19 protein-coding genes are annotated in these 21,861 nt (G+C 72.4%); 9 read left to right on the top strand and 10 right to left on the bottom strand.

Going from position 1 to position 21,861, the window contains the following annotated elements:
* Nucleotides 1-58 precede the first annotated feature (58 nt).
* The 3 genes from ACWCPW_RS10980 to ACWCPW_RS10970 all read left to right on the top strand — a co-directional run bounded on the left by ACWCPW_RS10980 (nt 59) and on the right by ACWCPW_RS10970 (nt 3,165).
* Complete coding sequence (locus ACWCPW_RS10980; RefSeq protein ID WP_449761248.1) at nt 59-1,447, top strand: HD domain-containing phosphohydrolase; 1,389 nt, start codon at nt 59-61, stop codon at nt 1,445-1,447.
* Nucleotides 1,444-2,796 (top strand): HD-GYP domain-containing protein, encoded by a 1,353-nt coding sequence (locus ACWCPW_RS10975; RefSeq protein ID WP_449761247.1) that lies wholly within the window; start codon nt 1,444-1,446, stop codon nt 2,794-2,796. The genes ACWCPW_RS10980 and ACWCPW_RS10975 overlap by 4 nt, the downstream gene beginning before the upstream one ends.
* Before the next feature lie 153 nt (nt 2,797-2,949).
* The gene (locus ACWCPW_RS10970) at nt 2,950-3,165 is read left to right on the top strand and encodes a biotin/lipoyl-binding carrier protein (RefSeq protein WP_355535427.1); all 216 of its coding nucleotides are present in this window, start codon (nt 2,950-2,952) and stop codon (nt 3,163-3,165) included.
* Nucleotides 3,166-3,291: 126 nt separating this feature from the next.
* On the opposite strand, the gene bsaP is transcribed toward ACWCPW_RS10970, so the two are convergent.
* The 6 genes from bsaP to ACWCPW_RS10940 form a co-directional block, all read right to left on the bottom strand.
* Nucleotides 3,292-3,486, bottom strand: a complete 195-nt coding sequence (bsaP, locus tag ACWCPW_RS10965; RefSeq protein ID WP_449761246.1) for a biotin synthase auxiliary protein BsaP — start codon at nt 3,484-3,486, stop codon at nt 3,292-3,294.
* A gap of 69 nt (nt 3,487-3,555) precedes the next feature.
* A complete protein-coding gene (locus ACWCPW_RS10960; protein WP_449761245.1) occupies nt 3,556-4,017 on the bottom strand; it encodes a GNAT family N-acetyltransferase in 462 nt (153 codons plus the stop codon).
* Between the two features lie 125 nt (nt 4,018-4,142).
* The gene (locus ACWCPW_RS10955) at nt 4,143-5,834 is read right to left on the bottom strand and encodes an acetolactate synthase (protein WP_449761244.1); all 1,692 of its coding nucleotides are present in this window, start codon (nt 5,832-5,834) and stop codon (nt 4,143-4,145) included.
* A gap of 134 nt (nt 5,835-5,968) precedes the next feature.
* Complete coding sequence (gene bioB, locus ACWCPW_RS10950; protein ID WP_449761243.1) at nt 5,969-7,003, bottom strand: biotin synthase BioB; 1,035 nt, start codon at nt 7,001-7,003, stop codon at nt 5,969-5,971.
* Nucleotides 7,004-7,008: 5 nt separating this feature from the next.
* Nucleotides 7,009-7,734, bottom strand: a complete 726-nt coding sequence (gene bioD, locus ACWCPW_RS10945; RefSeq protein WP_449761242.1) for a dethiobiotin synthase — start codon at nt 7,732-7,734, stop codon at nt 7,009-7,011.
* A 249-nt stretch (nt 7,735-7,983) separates the two neighbouring features.
* Nucleotides 7,984-8,727: a GntR family transcriptional regulator gene (locus ACWCPW_RS10940; RefSeq protein WP_395866518.1), complete on the bottom strand. Its 744-nt coding sequence runs from the start codon at nt 8,725-8,727 to the stop codon at nt 7,984-7,986.
* A gap of 365 nt (nt 8,728-9,092) precedes the next feature.
* Between ACWCPW_RS10940 and ACWCPW_RS10935 the strand changes: the two genes are divergently transcribed.
* The 5 genes from ACWCPW_RS10935 (at nt 9,093) to ACWCPW_RS10915 (ending at nt 15,296) form a co-directional block, all read left to right on the top strand.
* Nucleotides 9,093-10,388 (top strand): extracellular solute-binding protein, encoded by a 1,296-nt coding sequence (locus ACWCPW_RS10935; protein ID WP_449761241.1) that lies wholly within the window; start codon nt 9,093-9,095, stop codon nt 10,386-10,388.
* A gap of 244 nt (nt 10,389-10,632) precedes the next feature.
* Nucleotides 10,633-11,613, top strand: coding sequence for a carbohydrate ABC transporter permease (locus tag ACWCPW_RS10930; RefSeq protein WP_402230513.1), 981 nt, complete (start codon nt 10,633-10,635; stop codon nt 11,611-11,613).
* Nucleotides 11,610-12,443: a carbohydrate ABC transporter permease gene (locus tag ACWCPW_RS10925; protein WP_449761240.1), complete on the top strand. Its 834-nt coding sequence runs from the start codon at nt 11,610-11,612 to the stop codon at nt 12,441-12,443. The genes ACWCPW_RS10930 and ACWCPW_RS10925 overlap by 4 nt, the downstream gene beginning before the upstream one ends.
* Nucleotides 12,444-12,449: 6 nt before the next feature.
* Nucleotides 12,450-13,916 carry a glycoside hydrolase family 3 protein gene (locus ACWCPW_RS10920; RefSeq protein WP_449761239.1) on the top strand — a complete coding sequence of 489 codons (1,467 nt, stop codon included), beginning with the start codon at nt 12,450-12,452 and terminating at the stop codon, nt 13,914-13,916.
* 309 nt (nt 13,917-14,225) lie between these two features.
* Complete coding sequence (locus ACWCPW_RS10915; protein ID WP_449761344.1) at nt 14,226-15,296, top strand: SIS domain-containing protein; 1,071 nt, start codon at nt 14,226-14,228, stop codon at nt 15,294-15,296.
* Between the two features lie 1,313 nt (nt 15,297-16,609).
* Here the strand turns inward: ACWCPW_RS10915 and ACWCPW_RS10910 are convergent.
* The 3 genes from ACWCPW_RS10910 to ACWCPW_RS10900 all read right to left on the bottom strand — a co-directional run bounded on the left by ACWCPW_RS10910 (nt 16,610) and on the right by ACWCPW_RS10900 (nt 19,566).
* Complete coding sequence (locus ACWCPW_RS10910) at nt 16,610-16,885, bottom strand: DUF4235 domain-containing protein (RefSeq protein WP_449761238.1); 276 nt, start codon at nt 16,883-16,885, stop codon at nt 16,610-16,612.
* 70 nt (nt 16,886-16,955) lie between these two features.
* On the bottom strand, nt 16,956-18,110 hold the full coding sequence (nagA, locus tag ACWCPW_RS10905; RefSeq protein WP_449761237.1) for an N-acetylglucosamine-6-phosphate deacetylase: 1,155 nt from the start codon (nt 18,108-18,110) through the stop codon (nt 16,956-16,958).
* Between the two features lie 274 nt (nt 18,111-18,384).
* On the bottom strand, nt 18,385-19,566 hold the full coding sequence (locus ACWCPW_RS10900) for an 8-amino-7-oxononanoate synthase (RefSeq protein ID WP_449761236.1): 1,182 nt from the start codon (nt 19,564-19,566) through the stop codon (nt 18,385-18,387).
* A gap of 78 nt (nt 19,567-19,644) precedes the next feature.
* On the opposite strand from ACWCPW_RS10900, the gene ACWCPW_RS10895 reads away from it, so the two are divergent.
* Complete coding sequence (locus tag ACWCPW_RS10895; protein WP_449761343.1) at nt 19,645-21,114, top strand: sensor histidine kinase; 1,470 nt, start codon at nt 19,645-19,647, stop codon at nt 21,112-21,114.
* A gap of 227 nt (nt 21,115-21,341) precedes the next feature.
* Here the strand turns inward: ACWCPW_RS10895 and ACWCPW_RS10890 are convergent, their stop codons facing one another.
* Nucleotides 21,342-21,596, bottom strand: a complete 255-nt coding sequence (locus ACWCPW_RS10890) for a WhiB family transcriptional regulator (RefSeq protein ID WP_020557388.1) — start codon at nt 21,594-21,596, stop codon at nt 21,342-21,344.
* Nucleotides 21,597-21,861: the final 265 nt, after the last annotated feature.

Raw genomic sequence — 21,861 nt, 5'->3', positions numbered from 1 at the left:
TCGGCCGTTGGTGGCGCGCCCTATTCTCGGTGGTCCGAGCGACCAGCCGAGGAGTCGCATGCGCACGCTGCCGCCGAGCGCCCGGATCCACGTCGGGATCGTGGTGGGCGGGTCCGTGCCCGCGCTGATCCTGCTGCCGTGGTCGGGCGTGGACATCGATCGACTGGGCGCGTTGGCGGTGTTGTTCATCGCCTTCGGGGCGGTGGCCCGAGCCCGACTCACCGGCCTGAGCGGCGCCCCCGACGGGGCGCTTTTTCCGTTGGTGTGCGCGGCCGTGCCGCTGTTGCCCGGCGGTGCGGCCGCGGCGATCGTGGTGCCCGGCGTACTGATCGCGCGGGCCCGTGCCGCGGACCCGGTCACCCCCGTGGTCAACGCCGCGCATCTGGTGTTGTCCGTCGCGGTCGCCTCCCGGGTGTACGAACTCCTGGGCGGGTCGCGGTATCCGACCGCGTCCGAGTTACCCGCCGAGCTGGTGCCCACGGCCGCGGCGGGAGTGGCGCTGTACGTGGTGAGCGGGCTGCTGGACGCCGGGTTGTGCACCGCGACCCAGGGCGCCGCGCGACTGCCGGTGTTGCGCGAGGTGTTCGTGCGCTCGGCCGGTTGGCGGCTGGGTTCGGTGCCGATCGCGCTGATGATGGCCGTGTTGTGGCAGCAGCGGCTGGGCGTGTTCGCGGCCGTGCTCGTACTGCTCCCGCTGTACGTGGCCTTTTGGGCCTACGCCCAGCAGGCGCGCGAACGGGCGGCGCACGAGGCGACGGTGCGCACCCTGGTGCGCGCGGTGGAGATCAAGGACGGCTACACCCGGGGCCACAGCGAACGGGTGGCCCGGGCCTCGGTGTTGATCGCCCGACGGCTGGGCATGCGGGAGGACCGCGTGGTCCGGCTGCGCTACGCGGGTATCCTGCACGACGTCGGCAAGCTGAGCGTGCCCACCCGGGTGTTGACCAAGCCGGGGCGGCTGGACGCGGACGAACTGCGCGAGATGCAGCGACACCCGGTCAGCGGCGCCGAGATGGTGGCCGACCTGACCTTCCTCGGCGAGGCGCACGGCGGCATCCTGCACCACCACGAACGCATGGACGGGCGCGGTTATCCGGCGGGCCTGGCTGGCGCCGAGATCCCCGAGTTCGCCCGGGTGATCGCGGTCGCGGACGCGTTCGACTCGATGACCTCGACCCGCTCGTATCGGCCCGCGCGCGGCGCGGACGCGGCGCTGGCCGAGCTGCGGCGGTGCAGCGGCAGCCAGTTCGACCCCAGGATGGTCGAGGCGCTCGCCCAGGCGCTGGACCGGCACGGCTGGCCGGAGGGCGAGGTCGCCGAGGGCGGCGAGCCGGCCCAGGCGCCGGAGCCGGCGGGCGGGGTGCGCGACCGGGTGCCCGGGCCGCGCGCGGAATCGCCCGCCGACACCCACTCGGTGGCCCGCGGAAGCGCCGGTGGCGGCTCGTGACGGCGACCGAGGTCCGGCCCGAACAGGGCGGTACGGCCGCGCGACTGCGCGCGCACACCGGTACCGCGGTGCTCGTGCTCGGTGCGCTCGCCGCCGTCGCGGCGGTGGCCGCCACCGCGGCCCGGGGCGTCGTGCAGCCGTCCTACGCCCTGGTGTTCGGCGCGGTGATCGCCGTCGGAGAGATGGCCCGGGTGCGGCTGCCGGACGGTCGGGAGACCGCTCCGCTGGGCGCGGCCGGCGCGCTCGCGTACGCGCTGCTCCCGGACGTGCACGGCACCGTGTCGCGGCACGGTGTGCTCCAGGTGGTCGCGGTGGTCGGGGTCGCGCTGCTCGCCGGGACGTTGCCGCACGTCGCGCGCGGTCGGGCGCCGGCTCCGGCGTACGTCGCGCGCCGGCTGCTCGCGGCGGGCTTCGCGGCGACGCTGTTTCGGCCGCTGTACGCGACCGGCGGGCTCGATCCGGTGATGGCGCGCGGCTGGGCCTACGGCACGTTCCTGGTCCTGGTGGTGCTGCTCACGTCGCTGTGCGACGCGGTGGCGGCCGCGATAGTGCGGGTGGGCGGTCCGTTCTGTCCGGCGCTGCTCGCCGAACTGCGGGCGCTGTGCGCGGGGTTGAGTCCCACCGAGCGGATCGGGCCGGACGGCGAGGGCGCCGGGAACAGGGCCTGCGGGCTGACCGGGATCGGCACCGCCGTGGGCGCGACCGGGATGCTGATCGCGCTGTCCACCAGCGCGTTGGGGCTGTGGGCGGTGCCGGTGTTCTGCGTTCCGTCGCTGCTGGTGCTGCTGTCCTTCCGGCGCTACACCGCGACCCGGATGGTGCATCGGCAGACCGTCGACGCGCTGTCCCGGCTGCCCGAGGCGGCCGGGTGCGGGTCGCCGGGGCACGCGGCCCGGGTGGGCGAACTCGCGCACGCGGTCGGGGTGGACCTCGGGCTCGGCGAGGTGGAGCTGCGCGAGCTGGCCTACGCGGCCAGGATGCACGACATCGGGCAACTCGCGCTCGTCGACCCGGTGCCCGGCGGCACCACGCTGGATCTGCCCGAGGCCGAACAGCGCCGGATCGCCCGACTGGGCGCGGACGTGATCCGGGAGAGCGGCGTGCTGGACCGGGTCGCCACCATCGTGGCCGCGCAGGCCGACCCCTATCACGACGACGCGGCCGGGCCGCCGCCACCGCTGGCCAGCCGGATCATCAAGGTGGTCAACGCCTACGACGACCTGGTCGCGCCGACCGACGACCCGCGGGCGCGGCGCGAGGTGTTCGCGCGGCTGCGCGCCGACGCGGCCGGGGCGTACGACCCGCGGGTGGTCGAGGCGCTGGCGCAGGTGCTGGAGCGGACCGACTGAGCGGGAGGGGTCGGCGCCGGTGCGGGCCGGCCTTGTCGTCGATGACGCCGCCGCAGGCGGGTTCCCGTGGTTGGATTTCGGGCGGGGCGCGATCGCGCCCCGCCCGACACGCGCTTCACAACGGCCCGACCCGGGCCCGAAGGAGGAACGACGATGGCCGAGCAGGTCCTGGCGGAGATGGTGGCCAACGTGGCCAAGGTCGTCGCCCACGAGGGGGACACGGTCGAGGCCGGCAGCACCCTGGTCATTCTGGAGTCGATGAAGATGGAGATCCCGGTCCTCAACGAGTTCCCGGGCACCATCGCCCGCATCACCGTCGCCGAGGGCGACGTGATCCAGGAGGGCGACCCGATCGCGGTGATCGAGTAGCCGCCCCCGCCGAGGTGTCCTGCGGGGGGCGCCCCGGCCGGGTCGGGCCGACCGCTTCCGCCCGGGTCGAGCGCGGCGGACCGGGCACGCCGGGCCGAGCCGATCGCACCGGTCCCGTCGCGCCGGTCAGACCGACGTGAGCACTCCGTGCTCGACGCACTTGGCGGTCCAGCCGCGCGGGGTCACCTGTACGGTCATCCGTCGCCGGCACTGCCCGCAGTAGCGCGGCGGTTCGAGTTCGCGGCGCCGCACACAGTCGTCGTGCGCGGCGCCGGCAAGCCGTTCGCCGCAGTGGTCGCAGAAGGCTGCAATGGTGGTCACGGCCGTAGATTACGGCCTGCGCCCCCATCGCCCGACCGGCCCTCCCGGCGGCCGCGGCACACGGGCCGGTCAGGCCTGCGGGGTCTCGCGCAGGTCCTTGAGGTAGCAGATCAGTTCCACCTCGGGCACCGGCCACCAGTCGCGCTCGGGCGCGCGGTGGAACCCCATCCGCGCGTAGAGGCGGTGCGCGGCGCGCATGTCCCACACGGTGGAGATCGCCACGGCGGTGAAGTGGTGCTTGCGGGCCCGCTCCAGGCAGGCCTCGACCAGCGCCTCGCCGATGCCGCGCCCGCGCGCGGCCGGGTCGACCGCGAGCATCCGGAACTCGCCCTCGCCCTCCCGGGAGACCTCCGCGTACACGCTGCCGGGCAACACGAACGCGACGGTGCCCAGGATCCGCCCGCCGGCCTCGTCCACGGCCACGAGCAGCTCGGAGTTCTCCGCGCGGTGCGCGGCCTTGCGCAGGTCCTCGACGTAGTCCCGGTCGGCGGCGAGCAGACCCGCGTAGCCCGCGACGGTCACTTCCCCCACCGCCTCGTACTCCTCCGGACGAGCCTGGCGAATGTGGACGCCGGCGGGAGCGGGGTGCCGATCGTGGGGTCGGGCCGCGGCGGCGGAGACAGGAGGATTCATAGCCGTCCAGCTTACGCTGCGGATCACACCCCGATGGTCGCGCGCGGGTAGATCGCCTCCGGATCGGTGAGCACGTTCAGCAGGTACGGCACGCCGGAGGCGAACGCGCGGCGCAGCGCGGGGGCGATCCGCTCGGGCCGGGTGATCGTCTCGCCCGCGCCGCCCAACGCCCGCACCACGTCGTCGTAGCGGGTCGCCGGGGCCAGGTCGGCGGCCACGTCGTGGCCGTACAACATCCGCATCGGATGCTTCTCCAGCGCCCAGCAGCCGTTGTTGCCCACGATCAGCACCACCGGGAGGCGGTGCCGGACCAGGGTGTCCACGTCCATCAGCGAGAAGCCCGCCGCGCCGTCCCCCAGCAGCAGCACGACCTGGGCCGAGGGCCGGGCCAGCCGGGCGCCCAGCGCGTAGCCCAGGCCGGTGCCCAGGCAGCCGTATGGGCCCGCGTCGAGCCAGCCGCCCGGGCGCGCGGGCTCGATGTACTTGCCCGCGTAGGACACGAAGTCGCCGCCGTCGCCGATCACCACCGCGTCCTCGTCGAGGACGCGGAGCAGTTCGCCGTGCACGCGGGCCGGGTGGATCGGCCGCCCGGCGCTGCCCAGGAGCGGTGCGTCGGACTGCGCGGCGGTGTGCGCGACGGCGCGCACGTGGGTGGACCAGATCCGGTACATGCCGACCCGGCCGACCCGTGCCCACGCGTCGGCGAGCGCGTCGAACAGGGCGCTCAGGTCGGCGGTGGCGGTCACCGCGCAGTGCGCGTGCGGGCCGGTCCCCGGGGCGGAGTCGGTGAGGTGCACGACGCGGGCGGGCGGCCCGCCGGCCCGGCCGCCGAAGCTGCCGTAGCCGAGGCGGAAGTCCAGCGGCGCGCCCGCCACCAGGACCAGGTCGGCGCCGCCGAGCGCGGCCGCCCGGGCCCGCCCGGCGAGCAGCGGGTGGCCGGTGGGCAGTACGCCGCGGCCCATGCCGTTGGCCACCACCGGCAGGCCGATCGTCTCGGCGGCGCGGCGCGCGGCCTGCTCGGCGCGGCCGATCCACACGTCCTGGCCGAGCACCAGGACCGGTCGCAGCGCGCGGGCGAGCAGGTCGGCGATCTCGGCGACCACGTCCGGGTCGGGAGGCACCGGCGCGGGCGGCTCGACGGGCGGCAGCGGTACCTCGGCCCGGTCGTAGAGCACGTCCATCGGCACGTCCAGGAAGACCGGACCCCGGTGCGGGCTGTTCGCCAGGGTCAGCGCGGCGTTCACCTCGGCGGCGATCCGGTCGGTGTCGTGCACGGTGGTCGCGCGTTTGGTGATCGGCGCGAGCAGCGGCGGGTGGTCCAGTTCCTGGAGCGCCCCCGAGCCCCAGCGGAACGCGGGCGCCCGGCCGCCCAGCACCAGCATCGGCGAGCCGTTGAACCAGGCGGTGGCCACCGCGCTGATCCCGTTGGTGACGCCGGGCCCCGCGGTCAGTACCGCCAGCCCCGGTCGGCGGGTGAGCTTGGCGGTCGCCTCGGCGGCGAACACGGCGGTCTGCTCGTGCCGTACGTCCACCACCCGCAGCGGCGGCTCGGCGCCGACCGCGGCGTCGTAGAACGGGAAGACGTGGCCTCCCGACAGCGTGAACATCGTGTCGATCCCGTGCGCCCGGGCGGCGGCGACGGCCAGCGCGCCACCGTGCCCCTCGACCCGCTTGTCGCCGGTCTCGCGTTCCCGGTCCCCTCGTCGTGCGCGCATGCCCGGCCTCCGTCGCCGTAGACGCCGCCACCGTCGTGCCGGAGGGAAACCTATCCGCGTGCGCTACCGGGCAGTAGGGGGCGGTCGCCGACGGCCCCGGGTCGGTGGGGCCGTCGGCGGCTCGGGCCGGGGCTCTACAGGGTCTGGTTGAGCGCCTTGACCGGCATGCTCAGTTCCTCGAGCAGTCGCAGGTCGGCGTCCGCGGCGCGGCCCAGGGTGGTGAGGTAGTTGCCGACGATCACCGCGTTGATCCCGCCGAGCAGGCCCTCGCGTGTGCCCAGGTCGCCGAGCGCGATCTCCCGGCCGCCCGCGTAGCGCAGGATGGTCCGGGGGAGGGCGAGCCGGAAGGCGCCGATGATCTTGAGCGCCTCGCGCGGCTCCAGTACCTCCTGGTCGGCGAACGGGGTGCCCGGGCGCGGGTTGAGGAAGTTCAGCGGCACCTCGTCCGGCTCCAGCTCGGCGAGCTGACCGGCGAACTCGGCGCGCTGCTCGGCGGACTCGCCCATGCCGACGATGCCGCCGCAGCACACCTCCATGCCCGCCGCGCGCACCATCCGCAGGGTGTCCCAGCGCTCCTCCCACGTGTGGGTGGTGACCACGTTGGTGAAGTACGACTTGGCCGTCTCCAGGTTGTGGTTGTAGCGGTGGATGCCCATCTCCGCGAGTTCGTCGACCTGCTCCTGGGTGAGCATGCCCAGCGACGCGGCGATGTTGATGTCGACGGCCTCGCGGATGGCCGCGACGCCCTCGCGCATCTGCTTCATCAGCCGCTCGTCGGGGCCGCGTACGGCGGCCACGATGCAGAACTCGGTGGCGCCGGTCGCGGCGGTCTCCTTGGCGGCCTGCACCAGCGAGGGGATGTCCAGCCACGCGGCCCGTACGGGGGAGGGGAACAGGCCCGACTGCGAGCAGAAGTGGCAGTCCTCGGGGCAGCCGCCGGTCTTGACCGACACGATGCCCTCGACCTCGACCTCGGGGCCGCAGTGCCGGACCCGGACCTCGTGCGCGAGCTGGAGCAGCTCCTCCAGGCGGTCGTCCGGAAGATTCAGCACGGCCAGCACCTGATCGGCGTCCAGGCCGCGTCCCTCGTCGAGGACCTGGTGCCGGGCCACCGCCAGGATGTCGTCGTTCACGGTCTGCGTACGGTCACTGTCGAGGGTTTCCGTCATGTCGCTCACCTCGCGGTCGGATCCTGTATGGCGCGGAACGCGGCCGGATCGAAGGTACCGCCCAGGGCGGGGGACAAGCTCGCGCGGGCGGTGAGCAGGAAGTCGGCGGGGTGCAGCGAGCCCGCGCCGGCGGGCAGGACACCGGCCAGCGGTCGGGCGGCCAGGGTCTCCAGGTCCCGGACGTTGCAGCGCATCGCCAGGTCCGGCTCGGCGGGCCAGGAGCCGATCACCACGCCGACCAGGTCCACGCCCCGGTGCGCCATCGACTCCAGGGTGAGCGCGGTGTGGTTGAGCGTGCCCAGGTCGGGCCGGGTCACCACGAGCGCGCCCGCCTTCAGCTCGTGCGCGAGGTCGGCGATCGTGGTGCCCTCGTCGTCGAAGCGCACGAGCAGGCCGCCCGCGCCCTCGATGACGACCAGGTCGGTCTCCTTGGCGAGCGTGCGCACCCGGTCGGCGACGCCGTACAGGTCCACCGGCGGCAGGCCGGAGATCCGGGACGCGGCGGCGGGGGAGAGCGGGTCCGGGTAGCGGGAGTACTCGTGCAGGTCGGTCACCCCGGCCAGGCGCCGCACGTCCGCGAGGTCGCCCGGCTCGTCCGGCGCCACGCCCGTCTGCGAGGCCTTGACCACCGCCACCGTGCCACCGCGCACGGCCGCGATCGCGGCGACGGCCGCCGTGACGATCGTCTTGCCCACCCCGGTGTCGGTACCGGTCACCACGAGAACGCTCATGGCGGTTCAGCCTAGAGGGACCTTGGACCCGCGGTTCGTGGACCTGTGGCCCGGTGGGCGATCCGGGGACGGGCGCATGATGGAGGTGGTGGGTGTGCGGCTCGGCGGAGCCGCGCCACTCGCCGCATCGGCGGCCCGCTGCACGGGCTGTGGGAGCGAACGGCATTGCTCCGGCGATCGGCCGGGCGGCCCGGGCGGGACCCGGATCGCCCGGCCGATGGCACGCGGCGGGGCCGTTCGCCGCCGGGTTCACTCCTGGGGGCGGCGCAGGCGGGCGACGAACTTGTACCGGTCCCCCCGGTACACGGACCGGACCCACTCGACCGGTTCACCCTCGGTGTCGAAGCTGTGTCGGGACAGCAGCAACAGCGGCAGGCCCACGTCGGTGCCCAGCAGGCCCGCCTCGCGCGGGGTGGCCATCGCGGTCTCGATCGTTTCCTCGGCCTCGGCCAGGTGTACGTCGAAGCCGGCCGACAGGGCCCGGTAGAGCGAGTTGTGCTTGGCCAGGTGCTTGCGCAGGCCCGGGAATCGTTTGGTGGACAGATGTGTGGTCTCGATCGCCATCGGCTCGGAGTTGGCCAGCCGCAGGCGCTCTATCCGCAGCACCCGGTTGCCGGGTCGGATCGCGAGCCGTTCCGCGAGGTGGTCGTCGCAGGTGATGTAGCCGATCTCGATCAGACGCGAGGTCGGCTCCAGGCCCTGGGCCTGCATGTCCTCGGTGTACGAGGTGAGCTGGAGGCTCTGCGCGACCTTGGGCTTGGCGACGAAGGTGCCCCGACCCTGGGCGCGCTCGAGCCGGCCCTCGATGACCAGTTCCTGGAGCGCCTGGCGCACGGTGGTGCGCGAGATGTCGAACTGCGCCGCGAGGGTGCGCTCCGGCGGCACGGGCGTGCCCGGTGGCTGGGTGTTGGTCAGCTCCTGAAGATGGCGCTTGAGGCGGTAGTACTTGGGCACGCGCGCGCTCGACTCGAGGCCGGCGTCGCCTCCTGCCATCGCACTGTCCGCCGCGGTCGTGGTCGCGTGTTCCGCCGTCACCGGTGCCCTCCTGACACGTTCGGTCCCCATCGTGGCACGACCACCGATCCCCCCAGGACCAGGAGCGCGGATGTCGGTCCGATAACAGCGCGGGTTCGCCGTCTACGGAACCTTGACACCCCAATTGGTCTATGCCAACCTCCGAAATGGTCTAAACCATTGATGGTCACCGCGCAACCCTCGTCCCTGGTGCGTCAGTGTTTTCCCATTCGAGTCCCCTCCCCAGTGGGGGACTCGGTCGGTCCGCGCACCTCACGGATCCGACGGGGGACATCGGCAACTCCATACCGAACTGCGGTGCCCGACATCCTGAGGAGGATGTAGTGAAGCGTCGTCTTCTCGTCGCGGCCGGTGTCGCGGCGGCGCTGACCGGTGTTGCCGCCTGTGGATCCGACAGCAGCGATGACAAAAAGGACAACAAGCCGGCGGCGGCGTCCAACGCGCCGGCAGCGGGCAACGGCAAGACCGTCCGCGTCTGGCTGATGAAGGGCTCCGCGCCCGACGACTACATCGCCGCAATCAAGGCCAAGTTCGAGGCGGACCACCCCGGCGCCAAGCTGGACGTGCAGATCCAGCAGTGGAACGGCATCGGCCAGAAGGTCACCGGTGCGCTGGCCAGCAACGACGCGCCCGACGTGATCGAGGCCGGCAACACCCAGATCGCCCAGTACGGCGCCTCGGGCGGCCTCAAGGACCTCAGCTCCAAGGTCACCGAGCTGGCCGGCAAGGACTGGCTGACCGGCCTGTCCGACCCGGGCAAGGTCGAGGGCAAGACGTACGGCATCCCGTTCTACGCCGCCAACCGTGTCGTGATCTACAACAAGGAGCTCTTCGCCAAGGCCGGCGTCCAGCCGCCGAAGACGCGCGCCGAGTGGATCGAGAACACCAAGAAGCTCAACACCGGCGACCAGCAGGGCATCTACCTGCCCGGTCAGAACTGGTACTTCTACGCGGGCCTGCTCAAGGACGAGGGCGCGGACATCGCCACCAAGTCCGGCAGCGCCTGGAAGGGCAACCTGGACGCCGCCCCGGCCGTGGCCGCCGCGAACTTCTACAAGGAGCTCCAGGCCCTCGGCAAGGGCCCCAAGGACAGCGACGAGAAGACGCAGCCCGAGGTCCTCGCGGCGGACGGCGGCAAGATCGCCCAGTTCATCGCGGTGCCGGCCGAGGCCGAGACCATCGCCAAGGCCAACCCGGCCCTGAAGGACAAGTTCGGCTTCTTCCCGATCCCGGGCAAGGACGCGAGCAAGGCCGGCGCGGTGCTCACCGGCGGTTCCGACCTGATGGTCCCGGAGGCGTCGAAGAACCAGGACCTGGCCTACGACTTCATCAAGCTGATCAACAGCGACGAGTGGCAGACCAAGCTCGCGCAGGCGACCAAGCAGCTCCCGAACAAGACCACGCTCGCCGGCGCCGTCACGGCCGACCCGGGTGGCGCGGCGATGATGGAGGGCGCGAAGAACGGCTTCGCCACCCCCAACTCGCCGAACTGGGCCTCCGTCGAGGAGAACAACCCGATCAAGGCGTACCTCACCAAGGCGCTGACCGGTGGTGACCCGGCCGCGGCCGGCAAGGAAGCCAACGCGTCGATCGAGAAGACGCTGAACACCAAGAACTGACCCGGCGCGCGCACCCGAACCGCCGAGCGCTTCGGGTGCCGCCCAACCGGGCCGAACGGCCGGCTCCCGTCGCGGGGTGGATCCTCGCGGCGGGACCGGCTCGGCCCACTCGGCGCGGCCCGCCGGCGGTTCCCCGCCGCCGGCTCCGCGCTCTCGCCACGTCCCGCCACCGGGCCGGACGGGCGGCAGACCCCCGACACCGAACAACGGGAAGGCAGCTGTGTCAGCCTCCAAGGCAGATGCGGTGGTCGCGACACCTACGCAGCCCCCGCGCAAAGCGGCACCGACCGGTGCCAGACGCGCAACGAAGCCCCCGCGCAAGCCGTCGGGGATTGCCAAGCTGGTCACCCCCTACCTGCTTGTCGCGCCCGCGATCCTCGGGATCGCCTTCCTGCTGTTCTATCCGGTGGTCCGGAACGTCATGCTGTCGTTCCAGCACTACCGCTTCAAGCAGCTCATCTCGCGGTCGGCCGAGTACGTCGGCTGGGAGAACTACGACGCCGTCTTCAAGGACAGCGAGTTCTGGGAAGTCACCCGGCGCTCGTTCTACTTCACCGCGGTCAACGTCGTGGCGATCATGGTGATCTCGACGCTGTGCGCGCTGATGCTGATGAAGCTCGGCAAGTTCATGCGCATCCTCGTGCTGATCGGCCTGGTCGCCGCGTGGGCGACCCCGGTGATCGCGGCCACCACGATCTTCAAGTGGCTCTTCCGCTCGGACAACGGCGTGGTCAACTGGGCGCTGGTCAAGCTCGGCTTCGACTACGAGAACTACACGTGGTTCGCGCACGGCACCTCCACGCTGGTGGTGGTGACCCTGCTGATCGTGTGGCAGTCGATCCCGTTCGCGACGCTGACCATCTACGCCGGCCTGACCACCGTGTCCACCGACGTGTACGAGTCGGCGCGGCTCGACGGCGCGGGCCCGGTGCGGATCTTCAGCTCGATCACCTTCCCGATCCTGCGCCCGATCTTCGCGCTGGTGGCCTCGCTCGAAGTGATCTGGATCTTCAAGTGCTTCGCCCAGATCTGGGCGATCGCGGGTGAGAACGGACCGATCAACGACGTGCGCACGCTGCCCGTGTACGCGTACCAGCAGGGCATGTCGCTCAAGTTGTTCGACATGGCCGGGGCGATCTCGACGATCACCGTGCTGATCCTCGTGGTGATGCTCGTCTTCTACTTCCGTCAGATGTTCAAGCAGGAGCGGGAGGCCGACAAGTGAAGGCGCGCACCCTCAAGCGGATTCCGCTCAACGTCGCGGCCCTGTTGGTCTTCGCCGTGTCGATCTTCCCGGTCTACTGGATGGTCCTCACCGCGTTCAAGCCGGCCAAGGACGTGCAGTCGCCGACCCCGAAGTTCTGGCCGAGTTCGATCTCGTTCAAGAACTTCGCCACCGCGACCGACCAGCCGTTCTTCTGGGACTACTGGCGCAACAGCCTGATCGTGGCCGGCGTCGGCGTACTGCTGGCCCTGGTCGTCGCGTGCTTCGCCGCGTTCGCGGTGGCCCGCATGCAGTGGAAGGGCCGGGCGCCCTTCATCCTGATGGTGTTCATCGCGCAGATGGCGCCGTGGGAAGCGCTGATGATCCCGATGTACCTGATCGCGCGGGACAACGACCTGCTCGACTCGCTGCCGATGCTCACCGCGATCTACTTCGTGATGACGCTGCCCTTCTCGATCGTGACCCTGCGCGGTTTCCTCGGCGGCATCCCGGTCGAGCTGGAGGAGGCCGCCCGGGTGGACGGCTGTTCGCGGTTCACCGCGTTCCGCAAGATCGTCTTCCCGCTGCTGGCCCCGGGCCTGCTGTCCACGTCGCTGTTCGGCTTCATCACCGCGTGGAACGAGTTCGCGTTCGCCAACGCGCTGCTGATCAACAACCCGAACCAGCGCACGCTGCCGACCTGGCTCAACTCGTTCAGCAACGGTCTGACCACCGACTGGGGCGCCATCATGGCCGCCTCCACCCTGTTCATGCTTCCGGTGCTTGCGATCTTCCTGGTGTTGCAGGGCAAGGTCACCGGCGGTCTCACCTCCGGCGCGGTAAAGGGCTGATCGACCATGTCCGAACGTCTCGAGCGCCTCGCGCTCGCCGTCCTGCAGCCCGGCTTCGACGGTCTGACCGCGCCCGGGTGGCTGCGCCGACACATCGCCGGCGGGCTGGGCTCGGTGGGTCTGTTCGGTCGCAACATCGCGACCACCGAGCAGGTCACCGCGCTGACCGAGGAACTGCGCCGGGAGAACCCCGACCTCATCGTCGCGATCGACGAGGAGGGCGGTGACGTCACCCGCATCCACGTGAACACGGGCAGCCACTGGCCGGGCAACCTGGCGCTGGGCGTGGTGGACGACATCGCGACCACCGAGGCGGTCGCGCGCGGGCTCGGGCGCGAGCTGGCCGCGTGCGGCGTCAACCTCAACTGGGCGCCGTCGGCCGATGTGAACTCCAACCCGGACAACCCGATCATCGGCGTGCGCTCCTTCGGGTCCGACCCCGAACTGGTCGCGCGGCACACCGCCGCGTACGTCACCGGCCTGCAGGCGGCCGGCGTGGCCGCGTGCGTCAAGCACTTCCCCGGCCACGGCGACACCGCGATGGACTCGCACCACGGCATGCCGCTCGTGGACGTCTCGCGCGAGACGCTGGCCACGCGCGAACTGGTGCCGTTCCACGCGAGCATCGCGGCGGGCAACAAGGCGATCATGAGCGCGCACATCCTGCTGCCGGCCTACGACACCGAGTTCCCGGCGACGTTGTCGCACAAGATCATGACCGGCCTGCTGCGCGGGGAACTGGGCTACACCGGCCTGATCGTCACCGACGCGATCGAGATGGGCGCGATAGCCGACACCTACGGCATCGCCGACGGCACGGTACGCGCGATCGCGGCCGGCGTCGACGCGGTGTGCGTGGGCGGCGGGCTGTGCGACGAGGACACCGTCCTGCACCTGCGCGACGCGCTGGTGACCGCGGTCCGCGAGGGCCGGCTCGCCGAGGAACGCCTGGTCGACGCGGCCGGCCGGGTACACGCGCTGGCCACGTGGGCCAAGGTCGGCGCGGCCGAACCGGTCGACTACGCACTCGGCCTGGACGCGGCCCGGCGCGCGATCCGGGTGACCGGCACGGTGGTCCCGATCACCACCCCCGCACACGTGGTCGAGCTCTCGCCGACCGCCAACATCGCGGTGGGCGAGCAGACCCCGTGGGGCATCGCCCCGGTCCTGACCGAGGCCCTGCCCGGCACCACGGTCACCCGAGCCCGCACCGCCGACCCGCGACTGGTCGAGGACGTGCTGCGCTCGGCGACCGACCGCCCCCTGGTCCTGGTGGTCCGCAATCTGGACCACCACGACTGGGCGACCGACATCGTGGCGAGCCTGCTCGCCGCCCGACCGGACGCCGTCGTGGTCGAGATGGGCATCCCCGGAGCTGCCACTCCGGGTGCCGCCCACCTCGCCACACACGGCGCCGCCACGGTCTGCGGGATCGCGGCGACGGAGATCCTGACGGGGCGGCGGCTGGGCTGAGCGTGCCGACCCCCGCGCGGCACGCCGGTCGGACACGAAGCGTCCGGACACTGTGAACCGGTTGGACACGGGGCGTCCGGACGGTGTGAACCGAGTGGACATGGCGCCGGCGGACACTGGGAGCGGCGGCCGGGGCCGCAGCCGTGGCCCCGGGCGCGTCCGGTGTCCGGGTCCGTGACCGTCGCCGGTGGCGCCGAACCGGCCACCCGGTACTCGACCCGCGGCACGCGGCCCCGAACGCCCGACCCCCCGCAGCAACCACCGACACCGAACAAAATCAGGCAAGTGGAATCAACGGAAGGCCGCACCATGTCCGCCACCGACGACCGTGACGTCCTGGGACCCGACCGGGGCACCATCATGTCCGCCGAGATGGCGGAGCAGCCTGCCGTCCTGCGCCGGATCCTGACCGAGGGCGCGCCGGCGATCCGGGCCATCGCGGCCGAGATCGCCGCGCGCAACCCGCGCTTCGTGCTGCTGACGGCGCGCGGTACCAGCGACAACGCCGCGCTGTACGCGAAGTACCTGATCGAGGTGCTGCTGGGCAAGCCGGCGGGACTGACCTCGATGTCCACGACCACCGCGTACGGCGCGGAGCCGGACCTGTCCGACTGCCTGGTGATCACGGTCTCCCAGTCGGGTGGTTCGCCCGACCTGGTGGCCTCCACCGAGGCGGCCCGCAAGGCCGGCGCGATCACCCTCGCGGTGACCAACAACCCGGGATCGGCCCTGGCCGCCGTCTCCGAGTTCCACATCGACGTGCTGGCCGGCCCGGAGAAGGCGCTGCCGGCGACCAAGACGTACACGGCGGAACTGCTCGCGCTGTACCTCTTCGTGGAGGGCCTGCGCGCCGGCGACACCTCGCCGGCCGACCTGTTGCCCGCGCTGGCCCAGGACGTGCTGGACCGCCGGGACGAGGTGGCCGAACTCGCCCAGCGGTACCGCTTCGCGCAGCGCCTGGTGATCACCTCGCGCGGCTACGGCTACCCGACGGCGCGCGAGGCCGCGCTCAAGATCATGGAGACCAGCTACATCCCGGCCCAGCCGTTCTCCGGCGCCGACCTGCTGCACGGGCCGCTGGCCATGGTCGACAACGTCAGCCCGGTGATCGCGGTGGTCCCCGACGGCAAGGGCGGCGACGCCCTCCAGCCCGTCCTGGAACGCCTCCGCGGCCGCGGCGCCGACCTGATGGTGATCGGTACCGCCGACCAGGTCGCCCGCGCCTCGGCCGGCTTCGTCCTCCCCGAGGGCGTCGCCGAGGAGATCCAGCCCATCCTGGAGATCATCCCCCTCCAGCTCTTGGCCTACGAGGTCACCATGGCCCGCGGCCTCGACCCGGACGCACCCCGCGCACTCGCGAAGGTCACGGAAACTCGCTGACCCCCCGCCATGCTCGTGGCCGCGTGGCCCTGATGGGTTCACTCGGCTCGGGTTTGCTTGGCCGCGCCCGCGAGGTGCTCGGCTCGGGAGGGGTGCCCACCCGCCCACCCGTTGCGTGTGGGTTCGAGGGTTGCGGTTCTTTGGTGACCGGTGGGCCCGGTCCGGCCCGGTGACCATGTCCCGTGGTTTTCCGGTTGTGTGCGCGGCGTGCTGCGGTTGCGGGTCGGGTTGCTTGGGGTTGTGTGCCCGCCCGCTCCACCCGTTGCGTTCGGTGCGGAGGTTGCGGTTTCACGGGCAGCGGCGTGTCCTGCTCCGGCCCCGCGGCCCCGCGGCCTCCGGAGCGATGGCGAGATGCCCGATCCCGCCTGCGGCGGTCTCCGGTGCGGCCGTTCGCACATGGGTTGGCCGCGATGGGGGACCGGGCCTCGCCCGGGCCGCCGAGTTCGGCTGCGATGCGTGCGCCGGCACCCACGACCCAGCGAGACCCCGCGATCGACGCGAGAAGCGTGGAGCACGGAGTCGGGCGGCTGCGGGCGCGGAGAGCCGAGACGATCCGACCCGTCCCTGCGCCCCCAGGGCGGCTGCCCGGGGGTGGGTCGGCCGCGGCGACGAATCGGCTCCTCCCGGCCGCCCGAGCCTGGCTCCGGTCCGGCGCGTCAGCGCCCACGACGCAGTTGAGACCCCATGATCGACGCGCGAAGCGCGGAGAGCGGCGGAGCCGCAGGTTTGGGCTTCGTGGCCCGGAGCGAAGCGGAGGGACACGAAGCCCCGAGCGAGGGCCCGCCTTTTTTCTCGGAGGAGCTTGCGGGGGAGAGAAAAAAGGCGGTGCCTCGCGAGCCGGCGACGAAGTCGCCCAACAAGCAGCAACGTCGTGCCTGCGACCTGCGCTCGGGGGTGCCCGTCGTGCCTGCGACCTGCGCTCGGGGGTGCCCGTCGTGCCTGCGACCCGCCCTCGGGGGTGCCCGTCGTGCCCGCGACCCGCCCTCGGAGGTGCCCGTCGTGCCCGCGACCCGCCCTCGCGGGTGCCGCTGTGCCCGCGACCCACCCTCGTCGCCTCGCTGCGCTCGCTCCCTCACGCCGCGTTCAGGACTCAGGTGGCCCTGTCGCACGCGCGCCTCGGTCGGCCTCCGCCGTTCGCGACCAGGCCCACTCGCCCCTTGGGCGGCTTCGCCCCGCCGCATCCGCGCGTTTGGTCGGTTCCGGCCCGGCGTTCCCGATCCGGTCGGTCCAACGCGCTACCCGGTGCCCCGGTGCCCCGGTGACCCAGTGCCCCGGTGACCCGGTGACCCGGTCGACCCGCGGTCCGCAGGCTGTCAGGCACCGGGCCATGACCCCGTGGCCCGCTTCACCCCGAGAGCGCCCGCGCGTTCGACCGCGGTGCGGGCGACGGCGAAGATCGCGCCCTCGATCGCGGCGGTGAGCAGGATTTCGGTCCAGCCCCGGTCGCGGTCCCACGCGTCGGCCGCGTCGTCGCGGCCGGTGAGGGCCGTCCAGGAGTGGTCGGCGAGCTTTCCGGCGAGCATGCCCGCGCCGATGCCGGCGAGCAGGCCGATCGGGCGATAGGGCAGTGCCTTGGCAATCGTGTTCATGTCTTGTGGCTGCCCCGGGAGGGCGTGTCCACGCCGGCGGCTCGGCCGGTGGAGGGTTCGGTGGCGGCGGTCAGATGCCCGCTTCGTAGGCCACCACGCCGCCGACCCATGTCTTGAGCACCGTCCAGTCGTCGCTCCACCAGACCAGGTCGGCGGCGGCGCCGGGGGCGAGGCGGCCCAGGTCGGTGCGGCCGAGGGCGTCGGCGGGCACCCGGGTGGCGGAGGTGAGGACGCGGGCCGGGGGGTTGCCCAGGCCGATCAGGTTGCGGACGGCGAGGTCGAGGGTGAGGGCGGAGCCGGCGATGGTGCCGTCGGGGTTGCGCGGGACGTCGCCCTCGACCAGGGTCACGTCGACGTCGCCGAGGCGGTAGCGGCCCGGCGGCATGCCCGCGGCGGCCATCGCGTCGGTGACCAGCGCGGTGCGCTCGCCGGCGACCCGCAGGACCAGTGAGCAGACCGGACCCACCACGTGGTGCAGGTCGGCGATCAGGCCGGGAGTCAGGCGCGGGTCGCTCAGCGCCGCGCCGACCACACCCGGCTCGCGGTGGCCCAGGCCGCGCTGCGCGTTGAACAGGTGGGTGACCATGGTCGCGCCCGCGTCCGCGGCGGCGGACATCTCGGCGGCGGTCGCGTCCGTGTGTCCGGCCGAGACTCGGATCCCCGTGGCGACGATGCGACGAATGGCCTCGAGCGCACCGGGAAGTTCGGGGGCCAGGGTGATCAGGGTCAGCGCGTCCCGGACCGCGTCGTCGAGCAGCAGGCGGTCGACCAGTTCGGCGGTGGGCTCGCGCAGGTATTGCGGTGGATGCGTACCGACCCGGGCCGGGGACAGGAACGGCCCTTCCAGGTGCACGCCCAGGTCGCGGGCGATCGGCTCCTGGGCGAACTTGGCGCGCAGCTCCGCGGCCCGCACGAGGGCCGCGGTGAGCGTGTCCAGGTCGCCGGTGATGAAGGTCGGGCAGAACGCGGTGACCCCGGTCGAGGGCAGCTTCGCGGCGACCTCGCGCCACGCGGTCGCGTCGGCGGCCACGAAGTCGTGTCCGAACGCGCCGTTGAGCTGGAGGTCGATCAGGCCGGGGGTGAGTACGCCGTGCGGCAGGCGGAGGCCGTCGGGCCCGCCGGGGCCCTCGGTGACGCCGGTGATCCGGCCCTGCTCCACACCCACCTCGGCCGGGCCGACAAGCGTCCCGTCCACAAGCACGCGAGGTGCCCCAATGCCGGCCACGCGTGCCCTTCCTTCCCTGCGGGACCGCTACGCGGCCGAACGTTCGGCGGCCTCCCGGTGCGGGCCGGGAGGCCGTCGCCCATTTTGGTTCAGACCAATCCTAGTTGTCTAGACCAATGTCGCGGGACATGTCACGTATACCGGCTGCTTTCGGGCCATACGTCGACGAATCACAGGCCGCACAAGTGCGGGGCTCACCGGCGCGGGGGCTCACAAGTGATCACCCGAGGCCCCGGCGCGGCGCCGAACCACGGCGCTCGGCGAGGCGGCACGCTCACACCGAAGTAGCCGCCCCCAGCGCCGTCACCGCCCGAGCGATGTCGGCCGCCGTCAGGTCCGCGCGGGCCGCGAGCCTCAGCCGGGAGATGCCGTCCGGCACCGACGGCGGGCGGAAGCAGCCGACCAGGACGCCGGCCTCCGCGCAGCGCGCGGCGGTGTCGAAGGCGAGTTGCGCGTCGCCGATCAGCACCGACGCCACCGCGCCCTCGGGTTCGGTCACCCGCAGACCCGCCTCCCGGGCGCCCGCCGACAGAGCGCGCGCGTTCGCCCGTACCGCGTCGGCCAGGCACGGCTGGGCGCGCAGGATCCGCAGCGCCTCCAGGGCCGCCGCCGCGCACGCCGGCGCCAACCCCGTGTCGAAGATGAACGGCCGCGCCGCGTCGACCAGATGCTCGATCACCCGGGCCGGCCCGAGCACCGCGCCGCCCTGTGAGCCCAGCGCCTTGGACAGGGTCGCGGTCAGCACCACGTCGTCGGCCCCCGCCAGCCCCGCCGCGTGCACCGCGCCTCGGCCGCCCGGACCGACCACGCCCAGGCCGTGCGCCTCGTCCACGAGCAACACGGCGCCATATCGCCGTGTGACGGCCGCGAGCTCCGCGAGTGGGGCGATGTCCCCGTCGACCGAGAAAACCGCGTCCACGACCACCAGGGCGCGTTCCTCGGCCCGTTCCGCCAGTACCCGGGCCACCGCCTCGACGTCGCGGTGCCCGGTGATCGCCACCCGGGCCCGGGAGAGCCGGCACGCGTCCACGATCGACGCGTGGTTGATCGCGTCGGACACGACCAGGCCGCCCTTGCCGACCAGGCCGGTGATCACGCCGAGATTGGCCAGGTAGCCGGAGGAGAACACCAGCGCCGCCTCGGCGCCCATGTGCTCGGCCAGTGCGGTCTCCAGCTCGGCGTGCAGCGTGGTGGAGCCGGTCACCAGCCGCGACCCGGTCGAGCCGCCGCCCCAGGTGCGTACCGCGCGGGCCGTCGCCTCGAGTACCCGGTCGTCGCGGCACAGCCCCAGGTAGTCGTTTCCGGCCAGATCCAGCCCGCCCGCCGTCGCCGCGCGCGGTCGCAGCCGGCGCCGCAGCCCCGCCTGGATCCGCTCCTTCTCCCGAACGTCGAGCCAGTCCAGCGGGTGGCCGCCACCGCCGAGGGACTGCCGGGGCGTGGGCGATTCGGTGGACATCGAGACCTCACAGGTGCGGCGGAGTGGGGCGCCCAGGATCGCAGGCCGGTCGGAAAGTACGCTGCCGGTGTGCCCTCGATGAACGATCTCGTCCGCCGCCACGGCGCGCTGCCCGCCGCCGACCTGGAGTGGCTGCATCTGTTGGTGTCCGAGTGGCAGCTTCTCGCCGACCTGTCCTTCGCCGACCTGGTGTTGTGGGTGCCCACCCGCGACGGGCAGTACGTCGCGGTCGCGCAGATGCGGCCGAACACCGGGGCCACCTCGCATCAGGACGACCTGGTCGGCGACTTCGTCCCGCGCGGGCGGCGGCCGATGCTGGACGCGGCGCTGGACGAGGGCCGGATCGTGCGCGAGGGCGATCCGGAGTGGCGCGACGACGTACCGGTGCGGGTCGAGGCGATCCCGGTCTCCCGGGAGGGCCGGGTGATCGGCGTGATCGCGCGCAACACCAACCTGCTCACCGCGCGCACGCCCAGCCGGCTGGAATTGACCTACCTCCAGAGCGCCGCGGACCTCGCGCAGATGATTGCCGCAGGGACGTTTCCGCACGCGGGCGAGCTGCTCGACATGGACGCGTCGCCGCGCGTGGGCGACGGGCTGATCCGCCTCGACGCGGACGGCATCGTGCAGTACGCGAGCCCGAACGCGCTCTCCGCCTATCACCGACTCGGCCTGACCACCGACCTGGTCGGTTGCCACCTCGGCCGGATCACCGCCGAACTCGCGCCGCACGAGGGACCGGTGGACGAGGCGATCTCCGCGGTCGCCAGCGGATGGGCCCCACGCGAGACCGAGGTGGAGACGCCCGCGGCGGTGGTGCAACTGCGCGCGATCCCGCTCAAGCCGCGCGGCCAGCGGATCGGCGCGATCATGCTCCTGCGCGACGTGACCGAGCTGCGCCGGCGCGAGCGCGAGCTGATCACCAAGGACGCGACCATCCGGGAGATCCACCACCGGGTGAAGAACAACCTCCAGACGGTGGCCGCGCTGCTGCGGCTCCAGGCCCGGCGGATGGACGCGCCGCAGGCGCGGGCCGCGCTGGAGGAGGCGGTCCGCCGGGTCGGCTCGATCGCGATCGTGCACGAGACGTTGTCCCAGACGCTGGACGAGCGGGTGGACTTCGACGAGATCGCCGACCGGGTGTTGTCCATGGTCACCGAGGTGGCCGCGTCCTCGGTGCGGGTACGCACCGCCCGGCACGGCAACTTCGGCGAACTGATCGCGGAGACCGCGACGCCGCTGGCGATGGTGCTGACCGAGCTGTTGCAGAACGCCCTGGAGCACGCGTTCGAGGGGCCCGGCTTCACCGACCGGTCCGGCACCCTGGAGGTGCACGCCGAACGCCGCGCGGAACGCCTGCTGATCACCGTCACCGACGACGGGATCGGGCTGCCGGCCGACTTCGATCCGCAGGTCTCCGGCAACCTGGGCCTGCAGATCGTGCGCACCCTGGTCGGCAGCGAACTCGCGGGCCGTTTCGACATGGTGCCCAATCCGGCCGGCGGCACGATCGTCACGCTGGACCTACAGATCCGCCAGCGCCGCTGAGCGCGCCGGCGCGGGCGACCCCGACGGCGCCGCCGACCCACCGACGCCGCGGTCACCCGCCGGCGCCTGGGTCGGCCACCGACGGGTTCACGCCGCGCCGACGAACACCCGAACCCGGAAAAGCAGTTGCCCCGCCCTGGTCCGATCGGACCCTGGCGGGGCAACTGCGGGCAATGCTTTGGTGTTCCGGTGATTGAGTCTCCGGAGTGTTCAGCCTGTCGTACTGATCAGGCGGAGGCGCGTGCGCGGTTGCGGGCGGCGCGGCGCTTGAGAGCGCGACGCTCGTCCTCGCTCAGACCGCCCCACACACCCGCGTCCTGACCGGACTCGAGAGCCCAGCCCAGGCACTGCTCCATCACGGGGCAACGGCGGCAGACCGCCTTCGCCTCCTCGATCTGAAGCAGAGCGGGACCGGTGTTGCCGATCGGGAAGAACAGCTCCGGGTCTTCGTCACGGCAGGCAGCAACGTGGCGCCAGTCCATGCGGTCCAACTCCTCGTGGGTCAGCGGGGGCTTCCGGCCCCGCTGTGGCTTGTGAATGTGAACGCTTTCACGAACCCCCCGACAAGCAAGGGGCCGACGAAGTCGGTCCCCAGGTTTGGCAGTGGATTCGGGCGGTGAAGATGACCTTTCGGCCACGTCCCTGCCGCCTCGTAGAGCCTTACAAACCTCGGCCGCCGATACAACCCCCTTGGGCCAGGATTTTTTAAATCATCGGTGTCGACTAGGTCACACCACTACATCGAAG

It is taken from the genome of Embleya sp. NPDC001921, assembly GCF_053594475.1.
This window is presented reverse-complemented; position numbering and strand designations above follow the sequence as displayed.